We start from the raw sequence: 20,780 nt of genomic DNA on the forward strand, positions 1-20,780 counted from the left end.
GGGCCAGCCCTTCGCTTCAGGCGCGGCGCTTGCGGGCCGCGGGCGCGGCCTTTGCCGCAGGGGTGAAGAGGCGCATGATGGCCTGGCGCACATCGGCCTGCATGTTCTCGACGGCCTTCGTGTCGCCGGACATGTGCTTCAGCAATGCCTGCTGGAAGAGCCCGTCGAACAGCGCATAGGTGGCTGATGGCGACATGCCGGGCTGCTCGCCGGAAAGCTCGGCGAAGCGGCTCATGATGCGCCAGATCATGTCTTCCAGGCTCTTGTCGATCTGCACGACGTCGGTGCGGAAGGCTTCCTCGAAAAGGGCCTGCGAGCGCAGGTCGTACCAGAGGCGGTGCACGTGGCCTTCGTCGCAGAGCGTGTCGCCCAGGCTCTTGAGGAAGCCGGCCATCAGTTCGTCGTAGGTGGTGGCGCTTTCCACCGCATGGTCGTAGCGCGTGACGCAGCGGGCCTTGTACTGCTTCACGCTGCAGATGATCAGGTCGACCTTGTCGCTGAAGTAGTAGTGCAGAACGCCGTGCGAGAACTCGGAGTTCTGCGCGATCTCGCGCAGGCTCGTACGCGCATAGCCCAGTGCCGCCAGTGTGGTCAGCGCGGCTTCGCCCAGCTCGGCTCGGCGCTCGGAGAACTTGTCGACCCGCGCCTTGGGCACTCGTTCAGCGTGTTTCTTTACCCGTTGATGTGTCGTCATTGAAAGCCGGGCCGCGTGGATGCCGACCCTGTGTTCCTCGTGATTGCAGAACATAGCACGCAAGCGGGAGAACCCGCATCCGGCTTGCCACGGATGCCATTCTAGAAAAACTTGACGAGTGACTAGAAAAATCTTGACAGTCGTAAAGTCGATTTCTAGGATGGCCGCTCCATCTCACAACATATCCACAGGAGACAAGTGATGGCCAAGTTCGACTTGAAGGGGCGCCGTGCGCTCGTGACGGGTGGTGCGCGCGGCATCGGCGCGAGCATCGCCGAGACGCTGGCCACCGCCGGCGCGTCCGTGATGATCGGCGACGTGCTCGCCGACCTGGGGCGGGAAACCGCCTCCAGGCTCGCTTCCTCCGGGGCCAAGGTGGGCTTCGTCCCGCTCGACGTCACGAAGGACGGCGACTGGGCCTCGGCCGCCGAGACCACGGTGAAGGAGCTCGGCGGCTTCGACATCCTCGTCAACAACGCAGGCATCGAGATCACCTCGCTGGTGGTCGACGTCGACGGCGACGACCTGCGCCGCATGCTCGACGTGAACGTGGCCGGCACCCTGCTCGGCATGAAGCACGCGTTCCGCGCGATGCGTCCCGGCGGCAGCGCGGGCAAGGGCGGGGCGGTGGTCAACATCGCGTCGGTCGCCGCCACCATCGCATTCCCCGCCATCTCCGGCTACTCCGCCACCAAGTCTGCCGTCGACCGCGCGACGCGCGTGGCGGCCATGGAGTCCGGCAAGCTGGGCTACGGCGTGCGCGTGAACTGCATCTACCCGGGGCTCGTGCCCACCGAGATGGGCATGAAACTCGCCCAGGACATCGTCGCCGCCGGCCTTGCGCCCAGCGTCGAGGCGGCCGTGGGCGACGTGGTCGGCCAGACGCCGCTGGGCCGTCTCGGCGAAGTCGGCGACATGGCCGACGTGGTGGTCTTCCTCTGCTCCGACGCGGCCCGGTTCATCACCGGTGCCGGCATCGCGGTGGATGGCGGCATGGGCATGTAAGTCACGCAGGCAAGCAATCAGGAAGGAGACACAACATGAGCAACAGCAAGAAGAAACCCGTCGTCGTCTACGGCGCTTCCGGTTACACCGGCCGGCTGGTATGCGAATACCTGCGCGAATACAACATCCCCTTCATCGCCGCGGGCCGCAGCGCGCAGAAGGTGGAGGCGGCGATGAAGGCCAACGTGCCCGGCATCGAGACCGCAAGCTACGAGGTGGTGGAAGTGGCGCACTCGGTCGAGGCGTTCACCGAGCTCTTCACCGGTGCCTCGGTCGTGCTCAACACGGTCGGCCCCTTCGCCCGGTTCGGCCCTGAGGTCGTCGACGCCTGCCTCGCCGCCGGCTGCCACTACACCGACACCACCGGCGAGCAGGACTGGCTCATCACGCTCGACCAGAAATACGGCGCGCGCTTTGCCGCCGCGGGGCTGCTGCTCTCGCCGGGCCTCGCCCACATGTACACCACCGGCGAGATCGCGGCGCAGATCTGCCTGGAGACGCCCGGCCTCGACACCCTCGACATCGCCGTGTTCTGGGGAGGCAGCCCGACCATCGCATCCACCCAGACCATCCTGGTGAATGCCGCCACCTCCAAGGCCTTCTACCTGGAGCAGAACGAGTACGTCGAGTGGCAGCCCGACGCGGGCCTCTACCACCTGTCCATTCCCGGCCAGCACGAGGCGGCGCTTGCGCTGCCCTGGGGAGGCACCTCGCATCCGGTGTGGTTCAGGCGCGATCCGCGCGTGGCCAACGTGAAGGTGCTCGGCGGGGTCTTCAACAAGGCGCTGATGCAGGGCGTGCCGCAGATCGTGGCCGCCGCGCTCAAGGCCACCGAGGGCATGAACGACGACGACCGCTATGCCGCGCTGGCCCAGACCGCTTCGGGCGTGATGAACACCATGCCCCCGCGCGAGAACCCGCGCATCAACAAGTCCGTCGACTCGGTGCATGCCTCCGGGCCGCTGGGTCGCGTGCACTGCGTGATCTTCGGCAACTGCAACTACAAGCAGACCGGCCTGCTGCAGGCCTATGCGGCGGCCTCGCTGCTGCAGCAGCCGCCGCGGCGCGCAGGCTTCGCATCGGGTTGCCAGGCCTTCGGGCACCGCGAGCTGCTGGGGGCGTTGCGCGGCTTCGGACTGGTGCAGGAGCCTGTGCTCACCCGGATGGGCTGACTTCCATGCGCCTCGTCGACTATCTCGACAAGGGCGCCCAGCTGGGCGCCCACGCGCCGTGCCTCAGCATGGCCGGCAAGGACCTCGGCTACGGCGAAGTGCGGCGCATCAGCTGGCGCGTGGCGCGCGGCCTGCAGCGCGCCGGCATCGAGCCCGGAGACAAGGTGGCCGTGCTCTCGAGCAACGACGCCACCGCATTCGCCACGGTGTTCGGCATCTCGCGCGCGGGCTGCGTGTGGTGCCCGATCAATCCGCGAAACGAGGCGAGCGAGAACGCCTTCGTGCTTGACGCCTTCGACTGCGCCTGCCTGGTCTTCCACGGCAACTACGCGCCCATGGTCGAGCAGATGCGTTCGCAGCTGCCCAAGCTGCGCGCGCTCGTGTGCCTCGACCAGCGGCTGCCTTTCGCCCCTTCCATGGACGACTGGCTCGAAGGCCTGGACGATTCGCCGCTCGACATCGCGCCGCCCGATGACGTCGCGATGATCGCCGGCACCGGCGGCACCACCGGCCAGCCCAAGGGCGTGATGCTCTCGGGGCGCAACCTGGAAGCGATGTCCGCGCTGACGCTGATGGGCTATCCCTTCGAGGGCCGGCCCGTCTACCTCGCGCTCGCGCCACTCACGCACGCGGCCGGCGTGCTTTGCCTGCCGATCATGGCCCTGGGTGGGCAAGTGGTCATCATGCCCAGGCCCGATCTGGCCGAATTCCTCGGCCTCGTCGAGGCGCATGGCGTCACCCACACCTTCCTGCCGCCCACGCTGATCTACATGCTGCTGCAGCATCCTCGGCTCGAGCAGGCCCGGCTCGATTCGCTGCAGTGCTTCTGGTACGGCGCGGCGCCCATGTCTTGCGCGCGGCTCGAAGAGGCGCTGCAGAAGATCGGCCCCGTCATGGCCCAGCTCTTCGGCCAGACCGAGGCGCCGATGATGATCTCGATGATGTCGCCGCGCGAGCACTTCAACGCCGACGGCACCGTCGCGCGCCAACGCCTCGCGTCGGCCGGCCGGCCGGGGCCGCTGGTGCAGGTCGCCGTAATGAACGGCGAAGGCAAGTTGCTGCCCACCGGCGAAAGCGGCGAGATCGTGGTGCGCGGCTCGCTGGTGATGCTCGGCTACTACAAGAATCCGGGCGCCACCGAAGAGGCTTCGCGCCACGGCTGGCACCACACTGGCGACATCGGCTACCTCGATGCAGACGGCTTTCTCTACATCGTCGACCGCGCCAAGGACATGATCATCTCCGGCGGTTTCAACGTCTATTCGGCGGAGGTCGAGCAGGCTCTGCTGCAGCACCCCGACGTGCAGGACAGCGCGGTGGTCGGCCTGCCCGACGAGAAGTGGGGCGAGCGCGTGGTGGCCGTGCTGCAGCTGCACGACGGCAGGCAGGTGGATGTCGAGGACGTCAAGGCCTTCGTCAAGTCTCGCATCGGCAGCGTGAAGGCGCCCAAGCAGATCGAGGTGTGGCTCGACCTGCCGCGTTCCAGGGTGGGCAAGGTGCTGAAGAAGGAGGTGCGCGCGACGCTGCTGCAGCGCGCGGATCAGCCGCCGCGCTCGTAGTGGTCGTGGTGCGCACGGCGCAGCTCGAACTTCTGGATCTTGCCGGTCGATGTCATCGGCAGCGCCGGCAGGAAGACGATCTTCTTCGGCACCTCGAAGCCGCCCAGGTGCTCCTTGCAGTGCGCGGTGAGCACGTCCTCGTCGAAGTCCGCCGGCGCATCGGGCCTGCGCGTGACGAAAGCGGTGATGGCCTCGCCCCAGCGCTCGTGCGGCAGGCCCACCACCGCCGCGTTGAGCACGGCGGGGTGCCGCAGCAGCACCTCCTCGACCTTGATCGAGGGCACGTTCTCGCCGCCCGACTTGACCATGTCCTTGAGCCGGTCGAGAAAGATCAGCTGCCCATCGGCGTCGAGCTTGCCCAAGTCGCCCGAGTGGTGCCAGCCGAAGCGCTGCGCGTTCGCCGTGGCCTCGGGGTCGTTGTAGTAGCCGAGCATCACGTTGGGGCCGCGAAAGACGATCTCGCCGACCTGCCCGGGCCCCAGCAGCTCGCCCTCGTCGCCCATCACGGCGACCTCGTTCACCAGCGTGCCCACGCCCCAGTAGGAGCCGAAGCGCCTGCGCTGCTCGTGCGCTTCGAAGATGGTGGCGCCTGGGTACATCTCGGTCTGGCCCGAGACGAGGGCGAAGTTCGGGCAGAACTCGTCGAGCAGGCGCAGCAGCAGCGTGCGCGACATCGGCGCCATCGCGTACACGCAAAGCCGCAGGCTCGAGATGTCCCGCGCGGTGCGCTGCGGGTGCGCGAGCAGCGCGCCGTACATCATCGGCAGGCCGACCATCACCGTGATGCGATGCCGTTCGATGGCCGCGAGCACCGCGCCAGGGTCGAAGCCGCGCAGCGCCACCAGCGAGCCGCCCACCGCCAGCGCCGACATCAGCACCGTGTGCTGGCCGCAGTGGAAGAGCGGCAGCACGCTGCTCCAAACATCGGCGCGCTCGGGGCTGCTGCCCCATTCGACCATGTTGCTCAGCAGCACCGAATGCACCGAGGCGTGCGAATGCATCACGCCCTTCTGCCGGCCGGTGGTGCCGCTGGTGTACATGATGAGCGCGAGCTGCGTGCTGTCGATGGGCACCTCGGGCAGCGTCGCCGGGCCTTGCGCAATGGTCTGCGGCACCGTGGGCACGCCGGCGGGCGGCGCGTCGCCGTCGAGCACGCAGAGGATGGGCGCCACGCCTTTCTCGGCCAGCAGCTCGCGCAATTCGGGCCGCGCGTGCAGCGCCGTGTCGATCACCATGTGGCGCACTCCGGCATGGCCGAGGATGTAGCCGATGGCATCCACGGCCAGCGCGGTGTTGATCGGCACCCACACGAGGCCCGCCTTCTGGATGCCCAGCATGGCGACCACCATCTGGATCGAGTTGTTGCACAGCATGCCCACGCGTTCGCCGCCCGCGAGGCCCAGCCCCAGCAGGTGGTGCGCGAAGCGGTTCGATGCGGCGTCGAGTTCGCTGTAGGTGATGCGGTGCTCGCCTTCGATCAGCGCGGTGCGCGCGCCGAAGCGGCGTGCGCTGCGATGGACCACGTCGCCCAGTGCGATGCGCGAGATGCGTGAATGGAACTGCGACGGCACAGGGCCGGGGGCGGCTGCGGGCATGCTCTTCGTCTCCGTTCTTCGATGATGCGTCGGGGATGCGCGCAGCCTAAGGCCGCATCCCGCGCCGCGTCTTGCGAAGACTGGCTACCGCCCCGCAGGCGGCCGCAGAGGCTGCTAGAAGCGCGCCTTGAGGAAGGCCGATGGCCCTTGCAGCTTGACCTTCAGGCGCGACTCCGCGAAGTCGTTCTCGCGCGTCAGGTCGATGTTCGTCACGCCATAGGCCAGCACCACGCCGATGTTCTTCACGGGGAACCATTCCACGCCCGCCGAGGCGTTGTAGATGTTGCCGTGGAAGCGTCCGCTGCTCTTCCACACGCCGGAGGCGTCGGCGAAGAGCCGCAGGTCGGGCGTGATGGCGTGCCGCACGCCGATCTCGAGCAGCGGCGCCACGGTGCTCCCGCTGGAGCTTTCGCTGAGCGTGCCGATCTGGCCGTTCACCGAGGCCAGCGCGGTGGTGCCCAGCGTCGCCCGGTAGTAGGCCGCGCCGGCACCGAGGCCGAATACGGTGTTGCCCGAGCCGATCCACCACTTGTACGAGAGCTTGGCGAAGTCGAGCTTGGTGCTGATGTTGGCGTTGCCGAAGGTGTTGAGCGTGCCGAAGGGGCCCAGTGAGGTGGTGCTGTCGATGCCGCCCGAATAGTCGCGCTTGTAGCGGTAGTAGTCGAAGGAGATGCCCTGGCTGTCGCCCAGCAGCAGGTCGGCCGAGATGCGCGGCATGGTGACGCGGCCGGGCTTGACGTCGCCCGTCTGCAGGGCGCCGTAGGCCGTGCCGAAGGAGGCGTCGAGCTTCGGATCGGCGCTGAAGCCGCCGACCGAGAGGCTGAAGCGGTCCAGCGCGGGCGAGGGGTCGGCGAAGGCCGGCACGGCAGCCAGCAGCATGCCGGCACCGAGCAGCGCGGGCTGGTGAATGAGGCTGGAGAGCAGGAAACGATCGCGGGAACGAGTGCGGCGATGCAGCGGCGTGAAGAGCGGCATGAAGCGGATCCTTGATGGCCCGGAGGACCGGAAATGAATGAATGCCGCGGGCGCGCTGTCGTGACTTCAGGTGACGCTGGCGTGCTCCGGGCGGGGCTCCCTTGGACGGCAGCGACGACAGTAGTGGCGCGCGCGCGTCCCGCGGATGCGCGGAATGCCGCAGTGGTTGTAGGAATTCCTCTACGCCGCGACGGCCGTTGCGCGCCTTGGCGGGCGCTACAGTGCCGTCATGCGCAGACACCTTTCCACCACCACCGGCCCCCAACGTCTTCTCTACGGTGCGGCCGCGGGCTGCGCCGTCGTCGCCGCGCTGATGCCGGTGCCGATGAGCGGCATGGCTCGCGGGCTGGCCGGCTGGTGCGCGGCCGTGGGCGTGTACCAGGTGCTGTCCTGGTGGCTGGCCAGTACCTTCGACGCGAGGCGCACGCGCGAGCGGGCGCAGTCGCTGGACCAGCCCAACGTGGTGATCCTGGTGTCGATGCTGGTGGTCGTGGCGATGAGCGTGGTGGCCATCGCCATGCTGCTGCAGCAGGTGAAGGGGCTGAGCGGCCTGGAGCGGGCGGCGCACATCGCGCTGGGCCTGGTGGCGCTGGCGGGCTCGTGGCTGACGATGCACACGATCTACGCCTTCCACTACGCGCACCGCTACTACATCGACCAGCGCGACGGCACGCCCGACGGCGGCCTCGACTTTCCGGGCAAGGGCGATGCGCCCGACGCGCCGGACTACTTCGACTTTCTCTATTTCTCGTACGTGATCGGCATGACCTCGCAGGTGTCCGACGTGCAGGCGACCTCCAAGGAGATGCGGCGCATCACGCTGCTGCACAGCGTGCTGGCCTTCGCCTTCAACATGCTGGTGCTGGCGCTCTCGGTGAACGTGGTCGCGGGCGCCGTCTAGGCGCCTCGCGATGCCCGTTCAGGCCGCGGCCTTGCGTGGCCAGCCGGGCTTGACGATGCCGGTCGACAGCGCCACGCCGCAGACGATCACCACCGCGCAGATCAGCATCCACTGCGTGATGCTCTCGCCCAGGAAGACCGCGCCATAGAACAGCGCGAACACCGGCACCAGGAAGGTCACCGTCAGCGCGCGGGCCGGGCCGGCGCGCTCGATCAGTCGGAAGAACAGGATGTAGGCCACACCGGTACAGGCGATGCCCAGTGCCAGCAGCGCGAGCCACGCGCGCAGGCTGGGCATCTGCGCGGGCCAGAGCCAGATGGCGGGCAGGGCGAGGAATGCGGTGGCGCCGATCTGGCTGCCGGTGGCCGTGGTCAGCGCGGGCACGCCGCCCAGGTAGGCCCGCGTGGCGCTGGCCGAGATGCCGTAGCAAAGGCACGCGCCCAGGCAGGCCAGCACCGCGAAGAGAGCCGCATTGCCGCTGGCGCCGGAATGCAGGCCCGCGTTGCGGCTCGCCAGCATCGCCACGCCCGCGAAGCCGATCGCCAGCCCCACCAGCCGCCAGTTCGCCGGACGCTCGCGGAACCAGGCCCAGGCCACGAGCGCGCCGAACATCGGCGTTGTGGCATTGAGCACCGCCGCAAGGCCGGTGTTGATGGTCAACAGCGCGAAGCAGAAGAGCGCGAACGGCATGCCCGAGTTGAAGACGCCGACCAGCAGGCTGGCCTTCCAGTGCTTCGCCAGCGACGGCCCCTGTCCGCGCAGCAGCGCGATGGGCAGCAGGAACAGCGCGGCGATCGCCACCCGCACCGCGGCCGTCGGCAGAGCGCCGAACTCGGCGGCGCCGATGCGCATGAAGAGAAAGGAGGCGCCCCACAGCGCGCCCAGCAGCACCAGGTCGATGAGCCAGGCGGTGGGTGCGAGGGGCTTGGCGGGAGTGGCAGCGGCGATGTTGTTCTTCGTTGTGGTCATGCGTCCTCTGATCGATCTCTTTCTTTCTCTTGCTATGCGCCCGGATTGCTCAGATCGCCTTTTCGAGCTGCAGCAATGCCGTCTTGCGTTCGAGCCCGCCAGCGTAACCGGTCAGCGAGCCGTCGGAGCCGAGCACGCGGTGGCAGGGCACGATCACGCTGATCGGGTTGCGCCCAACGGCCGCGCCCACCGCGCGCACCGCGGCCGGGTTGCCCACGTTGACGCTCAGCGCGCCATAGCTCGTGGTGGCGCCGGCCGGAATGGCCAGCAGCTGCTGCCACACGCTCTGCTGGAAGGCGGTGCCGTGCGAGAGGTCGAGCTTCATGTCGAAGCTCTCGCGCTTGCCGGCGAAGTAGTCGCGCAGCTGCGCGGCCGCCTCGACCAGCGCGGGGTGGTCTTCCTTCGCGACCCAGCCGCTGGTGTCGGGCCAGTGGCGCTGCTGGTCGAACCAGACGCCGGCCAGGCCCTTGTCGGTGGCGGCCATCGTGATGCCGCCCAGCGGCGTGTCGATGTGCGAGGTGTAGATGACTTTGCTCTTGAACTTCATGACGCTTCAGGCTGCGACGCCTGCCGTTGCAACAAGGGGAGAACCGGCGTCGTTCGCCGGAACAGGAGAAGGGGCCGCACCGGGCGCATGCCAGGCTCGCAGCACCGCGTAGCTGCGCCAGGGCCGCCAGGCCTGCGAGGCTTCGCTGGCGGCGCGCGCGGTGGTCACGCCCAGCGCCTTCTGCAGCGCGACGTCGCCGGCCGGAAAGGCGTCGGGCCAGCGCAGTGCGCGCATCGCGATGTACTGCGCTGTCCAGGCGCCGATGCCGGGCAGTTCCTGCAGCGCGGCGATGGTGGAAGGCACGTCGGCCCCCGCGTGCAGCGCCAGCTTGCCGGAAGCGACTTCGCGCGCGATGGCCTGCAGCGCCGTCTGCCGCTGCCGCACGATGCCGAGGCGGCCCAGTTCGTCGCCGCTCGCGGCAGCGATGGCGGCCGGGGTTGGAAAGAGCCTGTTCAGCCCTTCGACGGGCGTGGCCAGCGGCTCGCCGAAGGCCTCGACCAGCCGCGAGCCCAGCGTGCGTGCCGCGGCCACAGTGATCTGCTGGCCCAGCACCGCGCGCACCGCGAGTTCGAAGCCGTCGACCGCGCCTGGCACGCGCAGTCCGTCGCCGTGCGGAAAGGCCGCGTGCAGTGCCGCGTTGATCGCCATCGGTTCCGCGTCGAGGTCGAACAGGGCACGGGCGCGGCTGATGACGATGGGCAACACGGCGGCCAGCGAGTCGCTGACCGACAGCAGCATCTGCTCGCGTTCCAGGTCGAAGCGCAGCTGCAGCCAACCGGCGTGGGCCTGACCGCCCTGCTGGATGCGCAGGGTGCGGATCAGCTTTACGTACTCGGGCGTGCTGCCCTTGGCGGGCTCCTTGCCGTCGGCCGTGGAGACGAGCTCCACGCCGCGCAGCGCGCGCCGCGCGAAGAAGCCCAGCATCGCGTTGGCGTCGTAGGGCGGGCGGAAGCCCAGCCGGACCTCGATGGCCTTGCCCTGGCTGCTACCGCTGCCATCCGCGTCGCCCCCGGCGCGCCGCAGTGCGCTCGGATTCAGGCCGTAGTGCTCCAGGAAGGCCGCGTTGAAGCGCCGCACGCTGGCGAAGCCGCTGGCCAGCGCGACCTGCGTCATCGGCAGGCGCGTGTCGGCGATGAGCTGCTTGGCGGCCAGCAGGCGGCGCGTCTGCAGGTATTGAAGGGGCGAGACGCCGAACTGCGACTCGAAGATGCGCCGCAGGTGGCGGTCGCTCACGCCCAGGCGTGCGGCGATCTGCGCGGCGCCGGGGCCGTCTTCCGACCAGGCGTCTGGCTCGTCGATCAGCCGTGCCGCCTGCAGCGCGAGGATGCGCGAGGCGTCTTCGGTCGACCAGCTGGCCGCGCGCGGTGCCAATTCGGGCCGGCAGCGCAGGCAGGGACGGAAGCCCGCGGCCTCGGCCTGTGCCGCATGGCGGAAGAACCGGCAGTTCTCGCGCCGCGGCAGTTTCACGCGGCAGACCGGGCGGCAATAGATGCCGGTGGATGTCACCGCGGTGAAGAACGACCCGTCGAAGCGCGCGTCATGCGTCTTCATCGCCAGGTAGCAGGCGTCGCTCTCGAGCGCTTCGGTGGAATGGTGGTTGGCAGGCATGGAGAAATGATACGGTTTCGACTCGTTTCAACTGGCCGTTTCCGGACATGTGGCCAGCCGGGCCCTTGCCTACAATGCCCGGTTTGCAAAACCATCAGGGAAACGCCTCTCCATGCAGCTCAGCGCGTCGATCTTCAAGGCCTATGACATCCGCGGCGTCGTGCCGGTCACTCTCGATGCGGAGGTGGCGCAAGCGCTCGGCAGGGCCTTTGGCAGCGCGGCCCGCGCGGCGGGAGAGAAGTCGGTGGCCGTGGGGCGCGATGGTCGCCTGTCGGGCCCGGCGCTGGCCGAGGCGCTGATCAAGGGCCTGGTGGCCACGGGCATCGAGGTCATCGACGTGGGCGCGGTCACCACGCCGATGCTGTACTTCGCGGCCCACACGCTGTGCACCAGCGGCATCCAGGTCACCGGCAGCCACAACCCCAAGGACTACAACGGCTTCAAGATGGTGCTTGCCGGCCGCGCGATCTACGGCGACGAGATCCAGGCCCTGCGCAGGACCATGGAAGCCGGCTCTGCCCAGCTCGCCCCGGGTGGCAGCGTGCGCAAGGTCGACGTGACCGATGCATACATCAAGCGCATTGCGGGCGACATCAAGCTGGCGCGGCCGATGAAGATCGTGGTCGATTCCGGCAACGGCATCGCCGGCGCCTCAGCCCCGGCCATCTTCCGCGCCCTGGGCTGCGAGGTGACCGAGCTCTTCAGCGAGGTCGACGGCAACTTCCCCAACCACCACCCCGACCCGAGCAAGCCCGAGAACCTGAAGGACCTGATCGCGGCGCTGGCCACCGGCGACGCAGAACTGGGCCTGGCCTTCGACGGCGACGGCGACCGCCTGGGCATCGTCACCAAGGACGGCCAGAACATCTTCCCCGACCGCCAGATGCAACTGTTTGCACAGGACGTGCTCTCGCGCGTGCCCGGCGGCACCATCGTCTACGACGTGAAGTGCTCGCAGCGCCTTGGCCCGGCCATCGAGGCCGCGGGCGGCAAGCCGATGATCTTCAAGACCGGCCACTCGCTCATCAAGGCGAAGATGAAGGAAATCGACTCGCCCCTGGGCGGCGAGATGAGCGGCCACATCTTCTTCAAGGAGCGCTGGTTCGGCTTCGACGACGGTACCTATGCGGGCTGCCGCCTGCTGGAGATCCTGAGCAAGAGCCCGGACGCCAATGCCGTGCTCAACGCGCTGCCCACGAGCTTCTCCACGCCCGAGCTGAACGTGGCCTGCGCCGAGGGCGAGCCGCACGCGGTGGTCGACAAGCTGGTGAAGAGCGCTGCCTTTGCCGCGCCCGCCCAGGTCTCGACCATCGACGGCCTGCGCGTCGACTGGCCCGATGGCTTCGGGCTGATCCGCGCATCGAACACCACGCCCGTGCTGGTGCTGCGCTTCGAAGGGCAGACCGATGCGGCGCTCAAGCGCATCGAAGCCGAGATGCTGGCTTTGCTGAAGACCGCCAAGCCCGACGCCAAATTGGCAGAGGCCGCGCACTAGGATGACCCCCAGTCTTCGCGCACTTCGTGTCGCTACGCCAACCCCCTTTCAGGGGGCGATACCGGTGGCCCGGCAAAGCCGGTTCCACGGTATCCCTGGAGTGAAAGGCCGCGGCAATTTCACGCGCTACGGGTTCAGCAACGGTGTAGTGGGGCGCTGAATCGTGCGTTCCCTGCTGCTGCGCCTCTACGGCGTCTTCACCACCGTCGTGCAACCGCTCGTGCGCCGCAAGCTGCGGCGCCGCGCGCAGGCCGAGCCGGGCTATGGCGTGGCCGTGGAGGAGCGCTTCGGCTACTACGACGAAGCCACCACCGGCCAGGCCCAGTGCTGGGTGCACGCGGTCTCGCTGGGCGAGACGCGCGCGGCCGCCATCCTCATCGCCGAGCTGCGGCGGCAGTACCCGGGCGTGCCTATCCTGCTCACGCACGGCACCGCCACCGGCCGGGAGGAGGGCGCCAAGCTGCTCGAGCCGGGCGACACGCAGGTCTGGCAGCCCTGGGATACGCCGGGCGCGGTCGGGCGCTTCCTGGACCGCTTCCAGCCGCGCATCGGCGTGCTGATGGAAACCGAGGTCTGGCCCGAGATGACGGCCGCCTGCGCCGAGCGCCGCATTCCGCTGGTGCTGGCCAATGCGCGCCTCAACGAGAAATCGCTGGCCGCCGCCGAGCGCCTTGCCTGGCTGGCGCGGCCCGCGTACTCGGCCCTCACGGCCGTCTGGGCGCAGACCGAGGCCGATGCCCACCGGCTGGTGTCGCTCGGCGCCAAGGTCGCCGGCATCTACGGCAACGTGAAGTTCGATGCCACGCCCGATGCGCGCCAGCTCACAGCGGCCGCTTCGCTGCGCGAGCGCCTGCCCAAGCCGATGGTGGTGCTGGCGAGTTCGCGCGACGGCGAGGAGCGCATGCTGCTCGAAGTGCTCAAGCGCTTCGGCGCGACTTCGCCCGTGCCGCCCGAGCAGGGCGCGATCCGCTCGATTTCCAAGCGCGTGCACGACGTGCAATGGATGATCGTGCCGCGCCATCCGCAGCGCTTCGACGAAGTGGCGGCGCTGATCGAGGCCGAGGGCTTCGCGGTGGCCCGCCGCAGCGCGGCGGGCCAGCCGTCCGAGGCCGAGATCTGGCTCGGCGATTCACTGGGCGAGATGGCGCTTTATTACGGGCTTGCCGACGTGGCGCTGCTCGGCGGCAGCTTCGAGCCGCTGGGCGGGCAGAACCTGATCGAGCCGGCGGCCTGCGGCTGTCCGGTGGTCATGGGGCCGTCGACTTTCAATTTCGCCGAGGCGGCGCAGCTTTCGCTGGCTGCCGGCGCATCGCTGCGCGTCGAGGGCATGGAGCAGGCCGTGACGGCCGCCTTGAAGCTGGTCGAGAACCCCGAGCGCCGCGCCACCATGGCCCAGGCCGCGCTGGCGTTCTCCTCGTCGAACCGCGGGGCGGCCGAGCGCACGGCTGCCGCGGTGCTGGCCATTGCGCAAGCTGCGCAGCCGGTGACGGCGAAGGGCGAGCCGGTGGAAGAGGGCGGCGAACCGGCGCGGGCCGAGCCTACGCTCGATTGATCGAAAAGAGCTGAAGCCGCGCCCGGCGGCTCAGCGCACAGGCGGATTCACGATCACCGGCGGCACGGGTGCCGTCGGCATCGTCGGCGCGGGCGGATTGAACTGCGGCGTCTGCACCGGCGGAATCACCGGAATGCTCGGCGGCGTCACGGGCACCGCGGGCGTCGTCGTGCCGCGGTCGGGACCGATGGCCGGCGGCACGGCCGGCACGCTGCCGCTGCTGGCCAGCGTCGCGTTGATCGCGTTCATGTCGTCCACCGTCAGCGTGCCGTTGGCCTGGCGCAGCTTGAGGTTGCCCAGCAGCACGTTGTAGCGCGCCTGCGCGAGGTCGCGCTTGGTCTGGTAGAGCTGGCTCTGCGAGTTCAGCACGTCGATGTTGATGCGCACGCCCACCTGGTAGCCGAGCCGGTTGGCGTCGAGCGCGCTCTGGCTCGACGCCTCGGCGGCTTCCAGCGCCTTCACCTGGCCGGCACCCGAGACGAGCCCGAGGTAGGCGGCGCGCGTGGCCTGCGCCACGCTGCGGCGCGTGCCTTCGAGCACGCTGCGCGACTGGTCTTCGAGCGCCAGGGTTTCCTTGATGCGGTTCTCGGTGGCGAAGCCGGCGAACAGCGGCAGGTTGAAGGTGACGCCCACCGTGGCCGCGTTGACGCGAGTGCCCACGGTGCTCGTGCTGGTGCCGGTCGGGTTGCGCGTGACGTTGTAGCCCAGGTTGGCGTCCAGCGTGGGCTTGTGGCCGGCCTTGGCCTTGTCCACTTCGAGCCCGGCCACGTCGAGGCCCAGGCGGGCCTGCCGGATGGCGGGATGCGCCTCGTCGGCCTGCGAGACCCAGGCGTTGATGTCGGCGGGTGTCGCCGTCGGCAGCACCACCGGCACGGCGAGCGGCACCGGCACGCTGCCGGGACGGCCGACCAGCTGGTCGAGCACCACCTTCTTCACCTGCAGGTCGTTCTCGGCGGCGATTTCCTGCGCGATCACCAGGTCGTAGCGGGCCTGGGCCTCGCGCGAGTCGGTGATGGTGGAGGTGCCGACCTCGAAGTTGCGCTTCGCCGAAGCCAGCTGCTCGGCCACGGCCACCTTCTGTGCGCGCACGAGCGCCAGGCTGTCCTGGCTCGCGAGCACGTCGAAATAGGCCTGGCTCACGCGCACGATCAGGTCCTGCTCGGCAACCGTGAGCACCGCCTGCGCGATCTCGGCCTGGCGCTTGCCCTGCTCGTAGGTGGCCCAGTTGGCTGGCCGGTACAGCGGCTGCGTGGCGTTTATGCCGACGTTCTGCGTGTTGAAGTCGCGCGATGCGGAGGTGCCCCGGCCGGCGCCCGTGAGGGTGTCGATGTCGAGGTCGCTGCGCGTCACGCCGGCCGTGAGCCCCACGCTGGGCAGGATGCCGGCCTTGGCCTGCGCGGCGCGCGCGATGTTCGCGTCGTACTGTGCCCGCGCACCCTGGTAGGTGGCGTCGAAGCCGCGGGCGGATTCGTAGAGTTCGTTCAGTGTCTGGGCCTGGGTCAGGGCCGGCGATGCGAGCAGGGCTGCGAAGGTGGTAGCGAGCGCTGCGGAAAGAGGCGAAAGCCGGGGCCTGGGGGGCATTGAACGTCCTTGGGGGAAAGAATCAGTAGCGCGGGACCTTGGGGTCGTGCGAGGACCAGGCGTCGATGCCGCCCGCCACGTTGGCGAGCTGGTCAAAGCCGTTCTGGTGCAGGAAGGCGGCCACGCGCTGGCTGCGCGCGCCGTGGTGGCACAGGCAGGCGATCCGGAGTCCGGGTTGGCCGTCATTCAGCTCGGCCAGCCGCCCGGGGATCTCGTTCATCGGAATCGCCACCAGGGTGAAGCCCTGGGGCGTGACGCTCGCCGTCTGCAACTCCCAGGGCTCGCGCACGTCGAGCAGCACGGGGGTGGCGTCGGCGTTCTGCGCGAACCAGGCGGCGAGGTCGGCGGGGCGGACTTGGTCGATCATGCTTCGGTCAACCGTCTGCTCAGAACGCGAAGCGCGAGGGCTCGGGGAAGTTCAGCAGGCGCGGAGCCATCGTGTCCCAGGGCTGGATGGTGTCCCACTTGCTCTCGCTGGTGCGTGTGACGAAGTGGGCGCGCATCATCGGCTCGTCACCCACGATGGCCGAGAGGCGGCCGCCGACCTTCAGCGAACCCAGGAGGTTCTGCGGAATGCGTGCGACGGAGCCGCTGAGCACGATCACGTCGAAGCTGGGGCCGCTGGGCAGGGGCACGGAGCCGTCGGCATGGCGCACCTCGACATTGGTCACGCCGTTGCGGCGCAGCGTCTCGGCGGCGCGGGCGGCCAGCACGGGGTTGATTTCGAGCGAGAGCACCTGCGCGGCGCGGGCGCCCAGCAGGGCGGCCATGAAACCGGAGCCGGTGCCGATCTCGAGCACGGTCTCGTGCTTCTTGATGTGCAGGTCCTGCAGCGTGCGGGCCTCGACCTTGGGCGACAGCATGATTTCGCCGGGCACGGAGCCGTCGAGCAGCGGCAGTTCCATGTCGAAGAACGAGAGGGTGCGGTGCGCGTCGGGGACGTAGTCCTCGCGGTGGATCCGGGCCAGCAGCTCGAGGATGTCGTTGTCGAGCACGTCCCAGGGACGGATCTGCTGCTCGATCATGTTGAAGCGCAAGCGCTCGAGGGTGGGGGTGGGGTTCATGGCGTGGCTTTCCTTGTGGGCTCAGGACAAACCTTCAATTTTAGGTGCCGTCGATGACACCCCCGGTTCGGTCGGCCTTCCGGGACGCACGCTGAGGCCGTTGATCACCACTTCGGCCTGGGTCGCCACGTATTTTTCGGGGTCGAGCGCCGCCGTTGCGTCGACGCAGACCATGGCCGAATGCTTCCAGAGCATGAGAAAGACCATGGGCGCGACCACCGAGTAGATCGCGTGGTCGATGTCCATGGGCGCGAATTCGCCGCTGTCGATGCCGCGCTGGAAGATGCGCCGAAGCAGCTCGTGGCCGGGCCGGACCACCTGCTCGCGGTAGAACTCCGCGAGTGCCGGAAAATTGGCGCCCTCGCTCATCATGAGCTTGGTCAGGCCCGAGGCCTGGGTCTTGCCGACGCGCTCCCACCACACGTTCATGCAGTAGCGCAGCATGTCGGCGGTGGTGCCCTCGAAGGCCTCGAACTCGGCATTCCACTCGGTGAAACGGCCGCCGAGGTTCTCCATGACCACGGCCTTGAAGAGCTCTTCCTTGCTCGGGAAGTAGAGAAAGAGGGTGCCCTTGGAAACGCCGGCGCGGGCCGCCACTTCCTCGGAGCGTGTCGCCGCAAAGCCTTTCTCGACGAACAGATCGAGTGCGGCCGCCAGCAGTTCGCCGGGGCGCGCCTCTTTCCGGCGCTCGCGCTTGGCGCGCACCGGGCAGATCTTGTCGACGAAGGAGCGGGGCGTGGACATACTCTTAATGACTCGTGGGTTAGTAATGTAGTGACGGGCATCCGTCACGTCAAGCCGCGACAATATCGGGTTAGCCTTTTCAACCTCCGCCGGAGCAGCACCATGTCCACTTCATCGTCGGCCACCGAAACCATCGTCCTGGGTGGAGGCTGCTTCTGGTGCACCGAGGCGGTCTTCGACCGCGTGCAGGGCGTGCTCGACGTCGAATCGGGCTACAGCAATGGCCAGGCCGTCAACCCGACCTACGAGCAGGTCTGCACCGGCCGCACCGGCCACGCCGAGGTGGTGAAGCTCGAATTCGACCCGGCGCAGATCAGCCTGCGCGAGATCCTCGAAATCTTCTTCGTCGTGCACGACCCGACCACGCTCAACCGCCAGGGCAACGATGTCGGCACCCAGTACCGCAGCGGCATCTACTACACGGACGATGCCCAGAAGCAGGTGGCCGAAGACGTCATCCGCGAGATCGGGGCCAGCAAGACCTACTCCTCGCCCGTGGTCACCGAGGTGGCCCCGCTGGCCAACTACTCGACGGCCGAGGCCTACCACCAGGACTACTTCCTGAACCACCCGAACCAGGGTTACTGCGCCTTCGTCGTCGGCCCGAAGGTCGAGAAGTTCCAGAAGACCTTCGCGTCCCGCCTCAAGGCCTGATGGCCTGAACACGCCCTTTTCGTGCACCTCGCGATCCGACAGTCCCGCCCCCGCTCGACCCGCGCGCTCGCGGTCGTGCTCGCGGTCGCGCTGTGGTTCGCGGGCACGCTGGGGCTGATGCACCGTTCGCTGCACGTGCCGGGCCTGCCGGACGCCGCGGCGCAGGCCGCGCAGGTCGTCCACAAGCACGCGGCTCATCACCTGGCCAGCCTGTTCGGCGATCACACCGACGCCGAATGCCGGCTGTACGACCAGCTCGCCCATGGCTCGGCCGCGCCCGGCGTGCCGCTGGTGGTGCTGCCGGTTTTGCTGCCGTCGGCCACCTTCGCTTTCCTGCAGGGCGAGGCTCTCGCCCGCTGGGTTGCGCTTTTCGACGCGCGCGGCCCGCCTCCCTCTCGCTGAATCCCCTGTGTGCCGGCTGCTGCTGCACCCGCCTTGCGCGCGGTGGCGGCTGGTCGTCCCTTGATTCACCGAGTTTCCATTCATGACCCCCAATTTCCGTCGCAACGCCATCGGCGTTGCCGTTCTTTCGCTTGCCTCCTTCGCAAGCATGGCCCAGACGCAGGCATCCGATGCTGCCCCGGCCCAGCCCGCCGACGCCGCGAGCCTGCGCGAGATCACCGTCACCGGCAACCCGCTGGGCGCCACCGACCTGATCGCGCCCACCACCGCGCTGTCGGGCGACAAGCTGCTGCTGCGCTCCCAATCGACCCTCGGCGAGACGCTGGACAACGTGCCGGGCGTGAGCAGCAGCTACTTCGGCCCCAACGCCAGCCGACCGATCATCCGCGGCCAGGACGGCGACCGCATCCGCATCCTGCAGAACGGAGGCGCCGCGCCGGATGCCTCGGCGCTCAGCTACGACCATGCCGTGCCCGTCGATGCGCTGGTCACCGAGCGCATCGAGGTGCTGCGCGGCCCCTCGGCGCTGCAGTACGGCGGCAGCGCCGTGGGCGGCGTGGTCAACGTGATCGACAACCGCATTCCGTCCGAGCCCATCAACGGCTTCGGCGGCCGCGCCGACCTGGGCTATTCCACCGGCAACAAGGAGAAGAACGGCGGCGTGGTGCTCGAAGGCGGCAACGACCGCTTCGCCCTGCACGTCGACGCCTTCAACCGCGACTCGAAGGACGTCTCGGTGCCGATCACCCTCGAGTGCAGCAAGCCCGGGTCGCCCTGGACGGCGCGCAAGATCTGCAACTCGGCCAACGAGGCGAACGGCGGCGCGCTCGGCGGCACGCTGTTCTTCGACCAGGGCTACATCGGCGCCTCGGTCAGCAGCTACCGCAGCAAGTACGGCACGGTGGCCGAGGACGACGTGACCATCAACATGAAGTCCGACCGCTACGCGCTCGAAGGCGAGTGGCGCCCGGGCGGCTTCATCAGCAGCATCCACGCCAAGCTCAGCCACACCGACTACCGCCATACCGAGTTCGAGGGCGGCACGCCCGGCACCACCTTCTCGAACATGAGCAACGACCTGCGCATCGAGGCGCGCCACCGGAAGATCGGCAACTTCGAGGGCCTGGTCGGTTTCAGCAGCGAGACCAATCGCTTCGCCGCCGACGGCGAGGAAGCCTTCGCGCCGCACAGCCGCACGCGCTCCAACGCGTTCTTCCTGCACGAGGAGTACAGCACTTCGTGGGGCCGCCTGAGCTTCGGCGCGCGCACCGAGCAGGTCCGCATCCGCTCGCTGGGCTATCCGGACGATCCGACAGTCACGCGCTTCGCCATCGGCGAGCGCACCTTCAACCCGCACAGCGCTGCATTCGGTGCGCTGGTGAACCTCGCGCCGCAGTGGCAGCTGACCTCGAACCTCGCCTACACCGAGCGCGCGCCCAAGGACTACGAGCTGCTGGCCAATGGCCCGCACGTGGCGACGGGCGCCTGGGAGGTGGGCGATCCGAACCTGAAGAAGGAGAAGTCGACCGGCCTCGACCTCGGCGCGCAGTGGAAGTCGGGCCCCAACACGGCCCGCGTGAACGCCTACGTCACGCGCTTTCGCAACTACATCGGCCTGACCGCGACGGGGCGCAGCCTCGACGAGGAGGGCAACGTGGCCGAGCCCGGGGCCACCGACACGCTGGCCGAGTATGTCTACAGCGGCGTGCGCGCGCGCTTCACCGGCATCGAGGCCAACGGCAACCTGCGCTTGCTGGGCTCCGACGGCTTCGCGCGGATGAACGACGCCGGCACGCTCGACCTGGAATGGCGCGGCGACATCGTGCGCGCGAAGAACCTCGACACCGGCGAGCCGCTGCCGCGCATCGCGCCACTGCGCCTGGGCGCCACGCTGGCCTACAACAACGGCCCGTGGGGCGCGCGCTTCGGCTTCGACTACAACGCCGCCCAGCGCCGCGTTCCCTCGGTGGGCGCGCGCGAGACCGATGCCTACACGCTGTGGAACGCGGCCATTACCTATCGCATGAAGGTGCAACGCGCCAACCTCACCTGGTACGCGCGCATGGACAACATCACGAACAAGCTGGCCTACAGCGCGACCTCGATCCTGACGAGCACGGTGTATCCGAACGCGCCGCTGCCGGGCCGCACGCTGAAGGTCGGCCTGCGCGTGACGTTCTGATCGGTGTGTTTCTCCTCCCCCTCTCTGGGGGAGGGCAGCGGTGGGGCAAGCGGCGTCCGATGAGGCCGCGGCCATGCAAAA

The 20,780-nt window shown here is 68.7% G+C and carries 19 protein-coding genes; 9 read left to right on the top strand and 10 right to left on the bottom strand.

Going from position 1 to position 20,780, the window contains the following annotated elements; genetic code table 11:
- Nucleotides 1–16 precede the first annotated feature (16 nt).
- Complete coding sequence (locus ABL843_RS10025; protein WP_206169545.1) at nucleotides 17–655, bottom strand: TetR/AcrR family transcriptional regulator; 639 nt, start codon at nucleotides 653–655, stop codon at nucleotides 17–19.
- Between the two features lie 240 nt (nucleotides 656–895).
- On the opposite strand from ABL843_RS10025, the gene ABL843_RS10030 reads away from it, so the two are divergent.
- The 3 genes from ABL843_RS10030 to ABL843_RS10040 are packed head-to-tail and all read left to right on the top strand — an operon-like array spanning nucleotide 896 to nucleotide 4,430.
- Nucleotides 896–1,699, top strand: coding sequence for an SDR family NAD(P)-dependent oxidoreductase (locus ABL843_RS10030; protein ID WP_418119755.1), 804 nt, complete (start codon nucleotides 896–898; stop codon nucleotides 1,697–1,699).
- A gap of 35 nt (nucleotides 1,700–1,734) precedes the next feature.
- Nucleotides 1,735–2,871, top strand: a complete 1,137-nt coding sequence (locus ABL843_RS10035) for a DUF5938 domain-containing protein (RefSeq protein ID WP_418119756.1) — start codon at nucleotides 1,735–1,737, stop codon at nucleotides 2,869–2,871.
- Nucleotides 2,872–2,876: 5 nt separating this feature from the next.
- On the top strand, nucleotides 2,877–4,430 hold the full coding sequence (locus ABL843_RS10040; protein WP_418119757.1) for an acyl-CoA synthetase: 1,554 nt from the start codon (nucleotides 2,877–2,879) through the stop codon (nucleotides 4,428–4,430).
- Here ABL843_RS10040 and ABL843_RS10045 read toward each other — a convergent pair.
- Nucleotides 4,412–6,025 carry a class I adenylate-forming enzyme family protein gene (locus tag ABL843_RS10045; RefSeq protein WP_418119758.1) on the bottom strand — a complete coding sequence of 538 codons (1,614 nt, stop codon included), beginning with the start codon at nucleotides 6,023–6,025 and terminating at the stop codon, nucleotides 4,412–4,414. The two genes, ABL843_RS10040 and ABL843_RS10045, sit on opposite strands and share 19 nt — an antisense overlap.
- Before the next feature lie 114 nt (nucleotides 6,026–6,139).
- A complete protein-coding gene (locus tag ABL843_RS10050) occupies nucleotides 6,140–6,904 on the bottom strand; it encodes a hypothetical protein (RefSeq protein WP_260319235.1) in 765 nt (254 codons plus the stop codon).
- Nucleotides 6,905–7,229: 325 nt separating this feature from the next.
- Between ABL843_RS10050 and ABL843_RS10055 the strand changes: the two genes are divergently transcribed.
- Nucleotides 7,230–7,901: a DUF1345 domain-containing protein gene (locus ABL843_RS10055; RefSeq protein ID WP_369658862.1), complete on the top strand. Its 672-nt coding sequence runs from the start codon at nucleotides 7,230–7,232 to the stop codon at nucleotides 7,899–7,901.
- Nucleotides 7,902–7,919: 18 nt separating this feature from the next.
- Here ABL843_RS10055 and ABL843_RS10060 read toward each other — a convergent pair whose 3' ends face one another.
- The 3 genes from ABL843_RS10060 to ABL843_RS10070 are packed head-to-tail and all read right to left on the bottom strand — an operon-like array spanning nucleotide 7,920 to nucleotide 11,025.
- Nucleotides 7,920–8,870 carry a DMT family transporter gene (locus ABL843_RS10060; RefSeq protein WP_184636065.1) on the bottom strand — a complete coding sequence of 317 codons (951 nt, stop codon included), beginning with the start codon at nucleotides 8,868–8,870 and terminating at the stop codon, nucleotides 7,920–7,922.
- 49 nt (nucleotides 8,871–8,919) lie between these two features.
- A complete protein-coding gene (locus tag ABL843_RS10065) occupies nucleotides 8,920–9,417 on the bottom strand; it encodes a methylated-DNA--[protein]-cysteine S-methyltransferase (RefSeq protein WP_126024083.1) in 498 nt (165 codons plus the stop codon).
- 6 nt (nucleotides 9,418–9,423) lie between these two features.
- Nucleotides 9,424–11,025, bottom strand: coding sequence for a DNA-3-methyladenine glycosylase 2 family protein (locus tag ABL843_RS10070; RefSeq protein ID WP_418119759.1), 1,602 nt, complete (start codon nucleotides 11,023–11,025; stop codon nucleotides 9,424–9,426).
- 112 nt (nucleotides 11,026–11,137) lie between these two features.
- On the opposite strand from ABL843_RS10070, the gene ABL843_RS10075 reads away from it, so the two are divergent.
- Together ABL843_RS10075 and ABL843_RS10080 are read left to right on the top strand one after the other, a co-directional pair.
- A complete protein-coding gene (locus ABL843_RS10075) occupies nucleotides 11,138–12,520 on the top strand; it encodes a phosphomannomutase/phosphoglucomutase (protein WP_418119760.1) in 1,383 nt (460 codons plus the stop codon).
- 163 nt (nucleotides 12,521–12,683) lie between these two features.
- Nucleotides 12,684–14,072, top strand: coding sequence for a 3-deoxy-D-manno-octulosonic acid transferase (locus ABL843_RS10080; RefSeq protein WP_184636071.1), 1,389 nt, complete (start codon nucleotides 12,684–12,686; stop codon nucleotides 14,070–14,072).
- A gap of 30 nt (nucleotides 14,073–14,102) precedes the next feature.
- On the opposite strand, the gene ABL843_RS10085 is transcribed toward ABL843_RS10080, so the two are convergent.
- From ABL843_RS10085 to ABL843_RS10100, 4 genes are read right to left on the bottom strand one after another with little or no spacing between them, the layout of a single operon-like run.
- Complete coding sequence (locus ABL843_RS10085; protein ID WP_418119761.1) at nucleotides 14,103–15,653, bottom strand: TolC family outer membrane protein; 1,551 nt, start codon at nucleotides 15,651–15,653, stop codon at nucleotides 14,103–14,105.
- A gap of 22 nt (nucleotides 15,654–15,675) precedes the next feature.
- Nucleotides 15,676–16,020, bottom strand: coding sequence for a rhodanese-like domain-containing protein (locus ABL843_RS10090; protein WP_184636076.1), 345 nt, complete (start codon nucleotides 16,018–16,020; stop codon nucleotides 15,676–15,678).
- 19 nt (nucleotides 16,021–16,039) lie between these two features.
- Nucleotides 16,040–16,717 carry a protein-L-isoaspartate O-methyltransferase family protein gene (locus tag ABL843_RS10095; RefSeq protein ID WP_126024089.1) on the bottom strand — a complete coding sequence of 226 codons (678 nt, stop codon included), beginning with the start codon at nucleotides 16,715–16,717 and terminating at the stop codon, nucleotides 16,040–16,042.
- Between the two features lie 21 nt (nucleotides 16,718–16,738).
- Nucleotides 16,739–17,461, bottom strand: coding sequence for a TetR/AcrR family transcriptional regulator (locus ABL843_RS10100; protein ID WP_418119762.1), 723 nt, complete (start codon nucleotides 17,459–17,461; stop codon nucleotides 16,739–16,741).
- 102 nt (nucleotides 17,462–17,563) lie between these two features.
- On the opposite strand from ABL843_RS10100, the gene msrA reads away from it, so the two are divergent.
- From msrA to ABL843_RS10115, 3 genes are all read left to right on the top strand, one after another.
- Entirely contained in the window at nucleotides 17,564–18,115 is a 552-nt protein-coding gene (gene msrA / locus ABL843_RS10105; protein WP_418119763.1) for a peptide-methionine (S)-S-oxide reductase MsrA, read from the top strand.
- A 21-nt stretch (nucleotides 18,116–18,136) separates the two neighbouring features.
- The gene (locus tag ABL843_RS10110; protein ID WP_418119764.1) at nucleotides 18,137–18,517 is read left to right on the top strand and encodes a hypothetical protein; all 381 of its coding nucleotides are present in this window, start codon (nucleotides 18,137–18,139) and stop codon (nucleotides 18,515–18,517) included.
- An 82-nt stretch (nucleotides 18,518–18,599) separates the two neighbouring features.
- Nucleotides 18,600–20,699, top strand: coding sequence for a TonB-dependent receptor (locus tag ABL843_RS10115; RefSeq protein WP_418119765.1), 2,100 nt, complete (start codon nucleotides 18,600–18,602; stop codon nucleotides 20,697–20,699).
- The last annotated feature ends 81 nt before the right edge of the window (nucleotides 20,700–20,780 follow it).

Source organism: Variovorax sp. 350MFTsu5.1, from assembly GCF_048302515.1.
GTDB classification, from domain to species: domain Bacteria; phylum Pseudomonadota; class Gammaproteobacteria; order Burkholderiales; family Burkholderiaceae_C; genus Variovorax; species Variovorax guangxiensis.

Excerpts from the sequence above, each read along its gene's own strand:
- ABL843_RS10030 (WP_418119755.1), top strand. The coding sequence starts at position 896 with ATGGCCAAGTTCGACTTGAAGGGGCGCCGTGCGCTCGTGACGGGTGGT.
- ABL843_RS10035 (WP_418119756.1), top strand. The coding sequence starts at position 1,735 with ATGAGCAACAGCAAGAAGAAACCCGTCGTCGTCTACGGCGCTTCCGGT.
- ABL843_RS10040 (WP_418119757.1), top strand. The coding sequence starts at position 2,877 with ATGCGCCTCGTCGACTATCTCGACAAGGGCGCCCAGCTGGGCGCCCAC.
- ABL843_RS10045 (WP_418119758.1), bottom strand. The coding sequence starts at position 6,025 with ATGCCCGCAGCCGCCCCCGGCCCTGTGCCGTCGCAGTTCCATTCACGC.
- ABL843_RS10050 (WP_260319235.1), bottom strand. The coding sequence starts at position 6,904 with ATGCTGCTGGCTGCCGTGCCGGCCTTCGCCGACCCCTCGCCCGCGCTG.
- ABL843_RS10055 (WP_369658862.1), top strand. The coding sequence starts at position 7,230 with ATGCGCAGACACCTTTCCACCACCACCGGCCCCCAACGTCTTCTCTAC.
- ABL843_RS10060 (WP_184636065.1), bottom strand. The coding sequence starts at position 8,870 with ATGACCACAACGAAGAACAACATCGCCGCTGCCACTCCCGCCAAGCCC.
- ABL843_RS10065 (WP_126024083.1), bottom strand. The coding sequence starts at position 9,417 with ATGAAGTTCAAGAGCAAAGTCATCTACACCTCGCACATCGACACGCCG.
- ABL843_RS10070 (WP_418119759.1), bottom strand. The coding sequence starts at position 11,025 with ATGCCTGCCAACCACCATTCCACCGAAGCGCTCGAGAGCGACGCCTGC.
- ABL843_RS10075 (WP_418119760.1), top strand. The coding sequence starts at position 11,138 with ATGCAGCTCAGCGCGTCGATCTTCAAGGCCTATGACATCCGCGGCGTC.
- ABL843_RS10085 (WP_418119761.1), bottom strand. The coding sequence starts at position 15,653 with ATGCCCCCCAGGCCCCGGCTTTCGCCTCTTTCCGCAGCGCTCGCTACC.
- ABL843_RS10090 (WP_184636076.1), bottom strand. The coding sequence starts at position 16,020 with ATGATCGACCAAGTCCGCCCCGCCGACCTCGCCGCCTGGTTCGCGCAG.
- ABL843_RS10095 (WP_126024089.1), bottom strand. The coding sequence starts at position 16,717 with ATGAACCCCACCCCCACCCTCGAGCGCTTGCGCTTCAACATGATCGAG.
- ABL843_RS10100 (WP_418119762.1), bottom strand. The coding sequence starts at position 17,461 with ATGTCCACGCCCCGCTCCTTCGTCGACAAGATCTGCCCGGTGCGCGCC.
- msrA (WP_418119763.1), top strand. The coding sequence starts at position 17,564 with ATGTCCACTTCATCGTCGGCCACCGAAACCATCGTCCTGGGTGGAGGC.
- ABL843_RS10115 (WP_418119765.1), top strand. The coding sequence starts at position 18,600 with ATGACCCCCAATTTCCGTCGCAACGCCATCGGCGTTGCCGTTCTTTCG.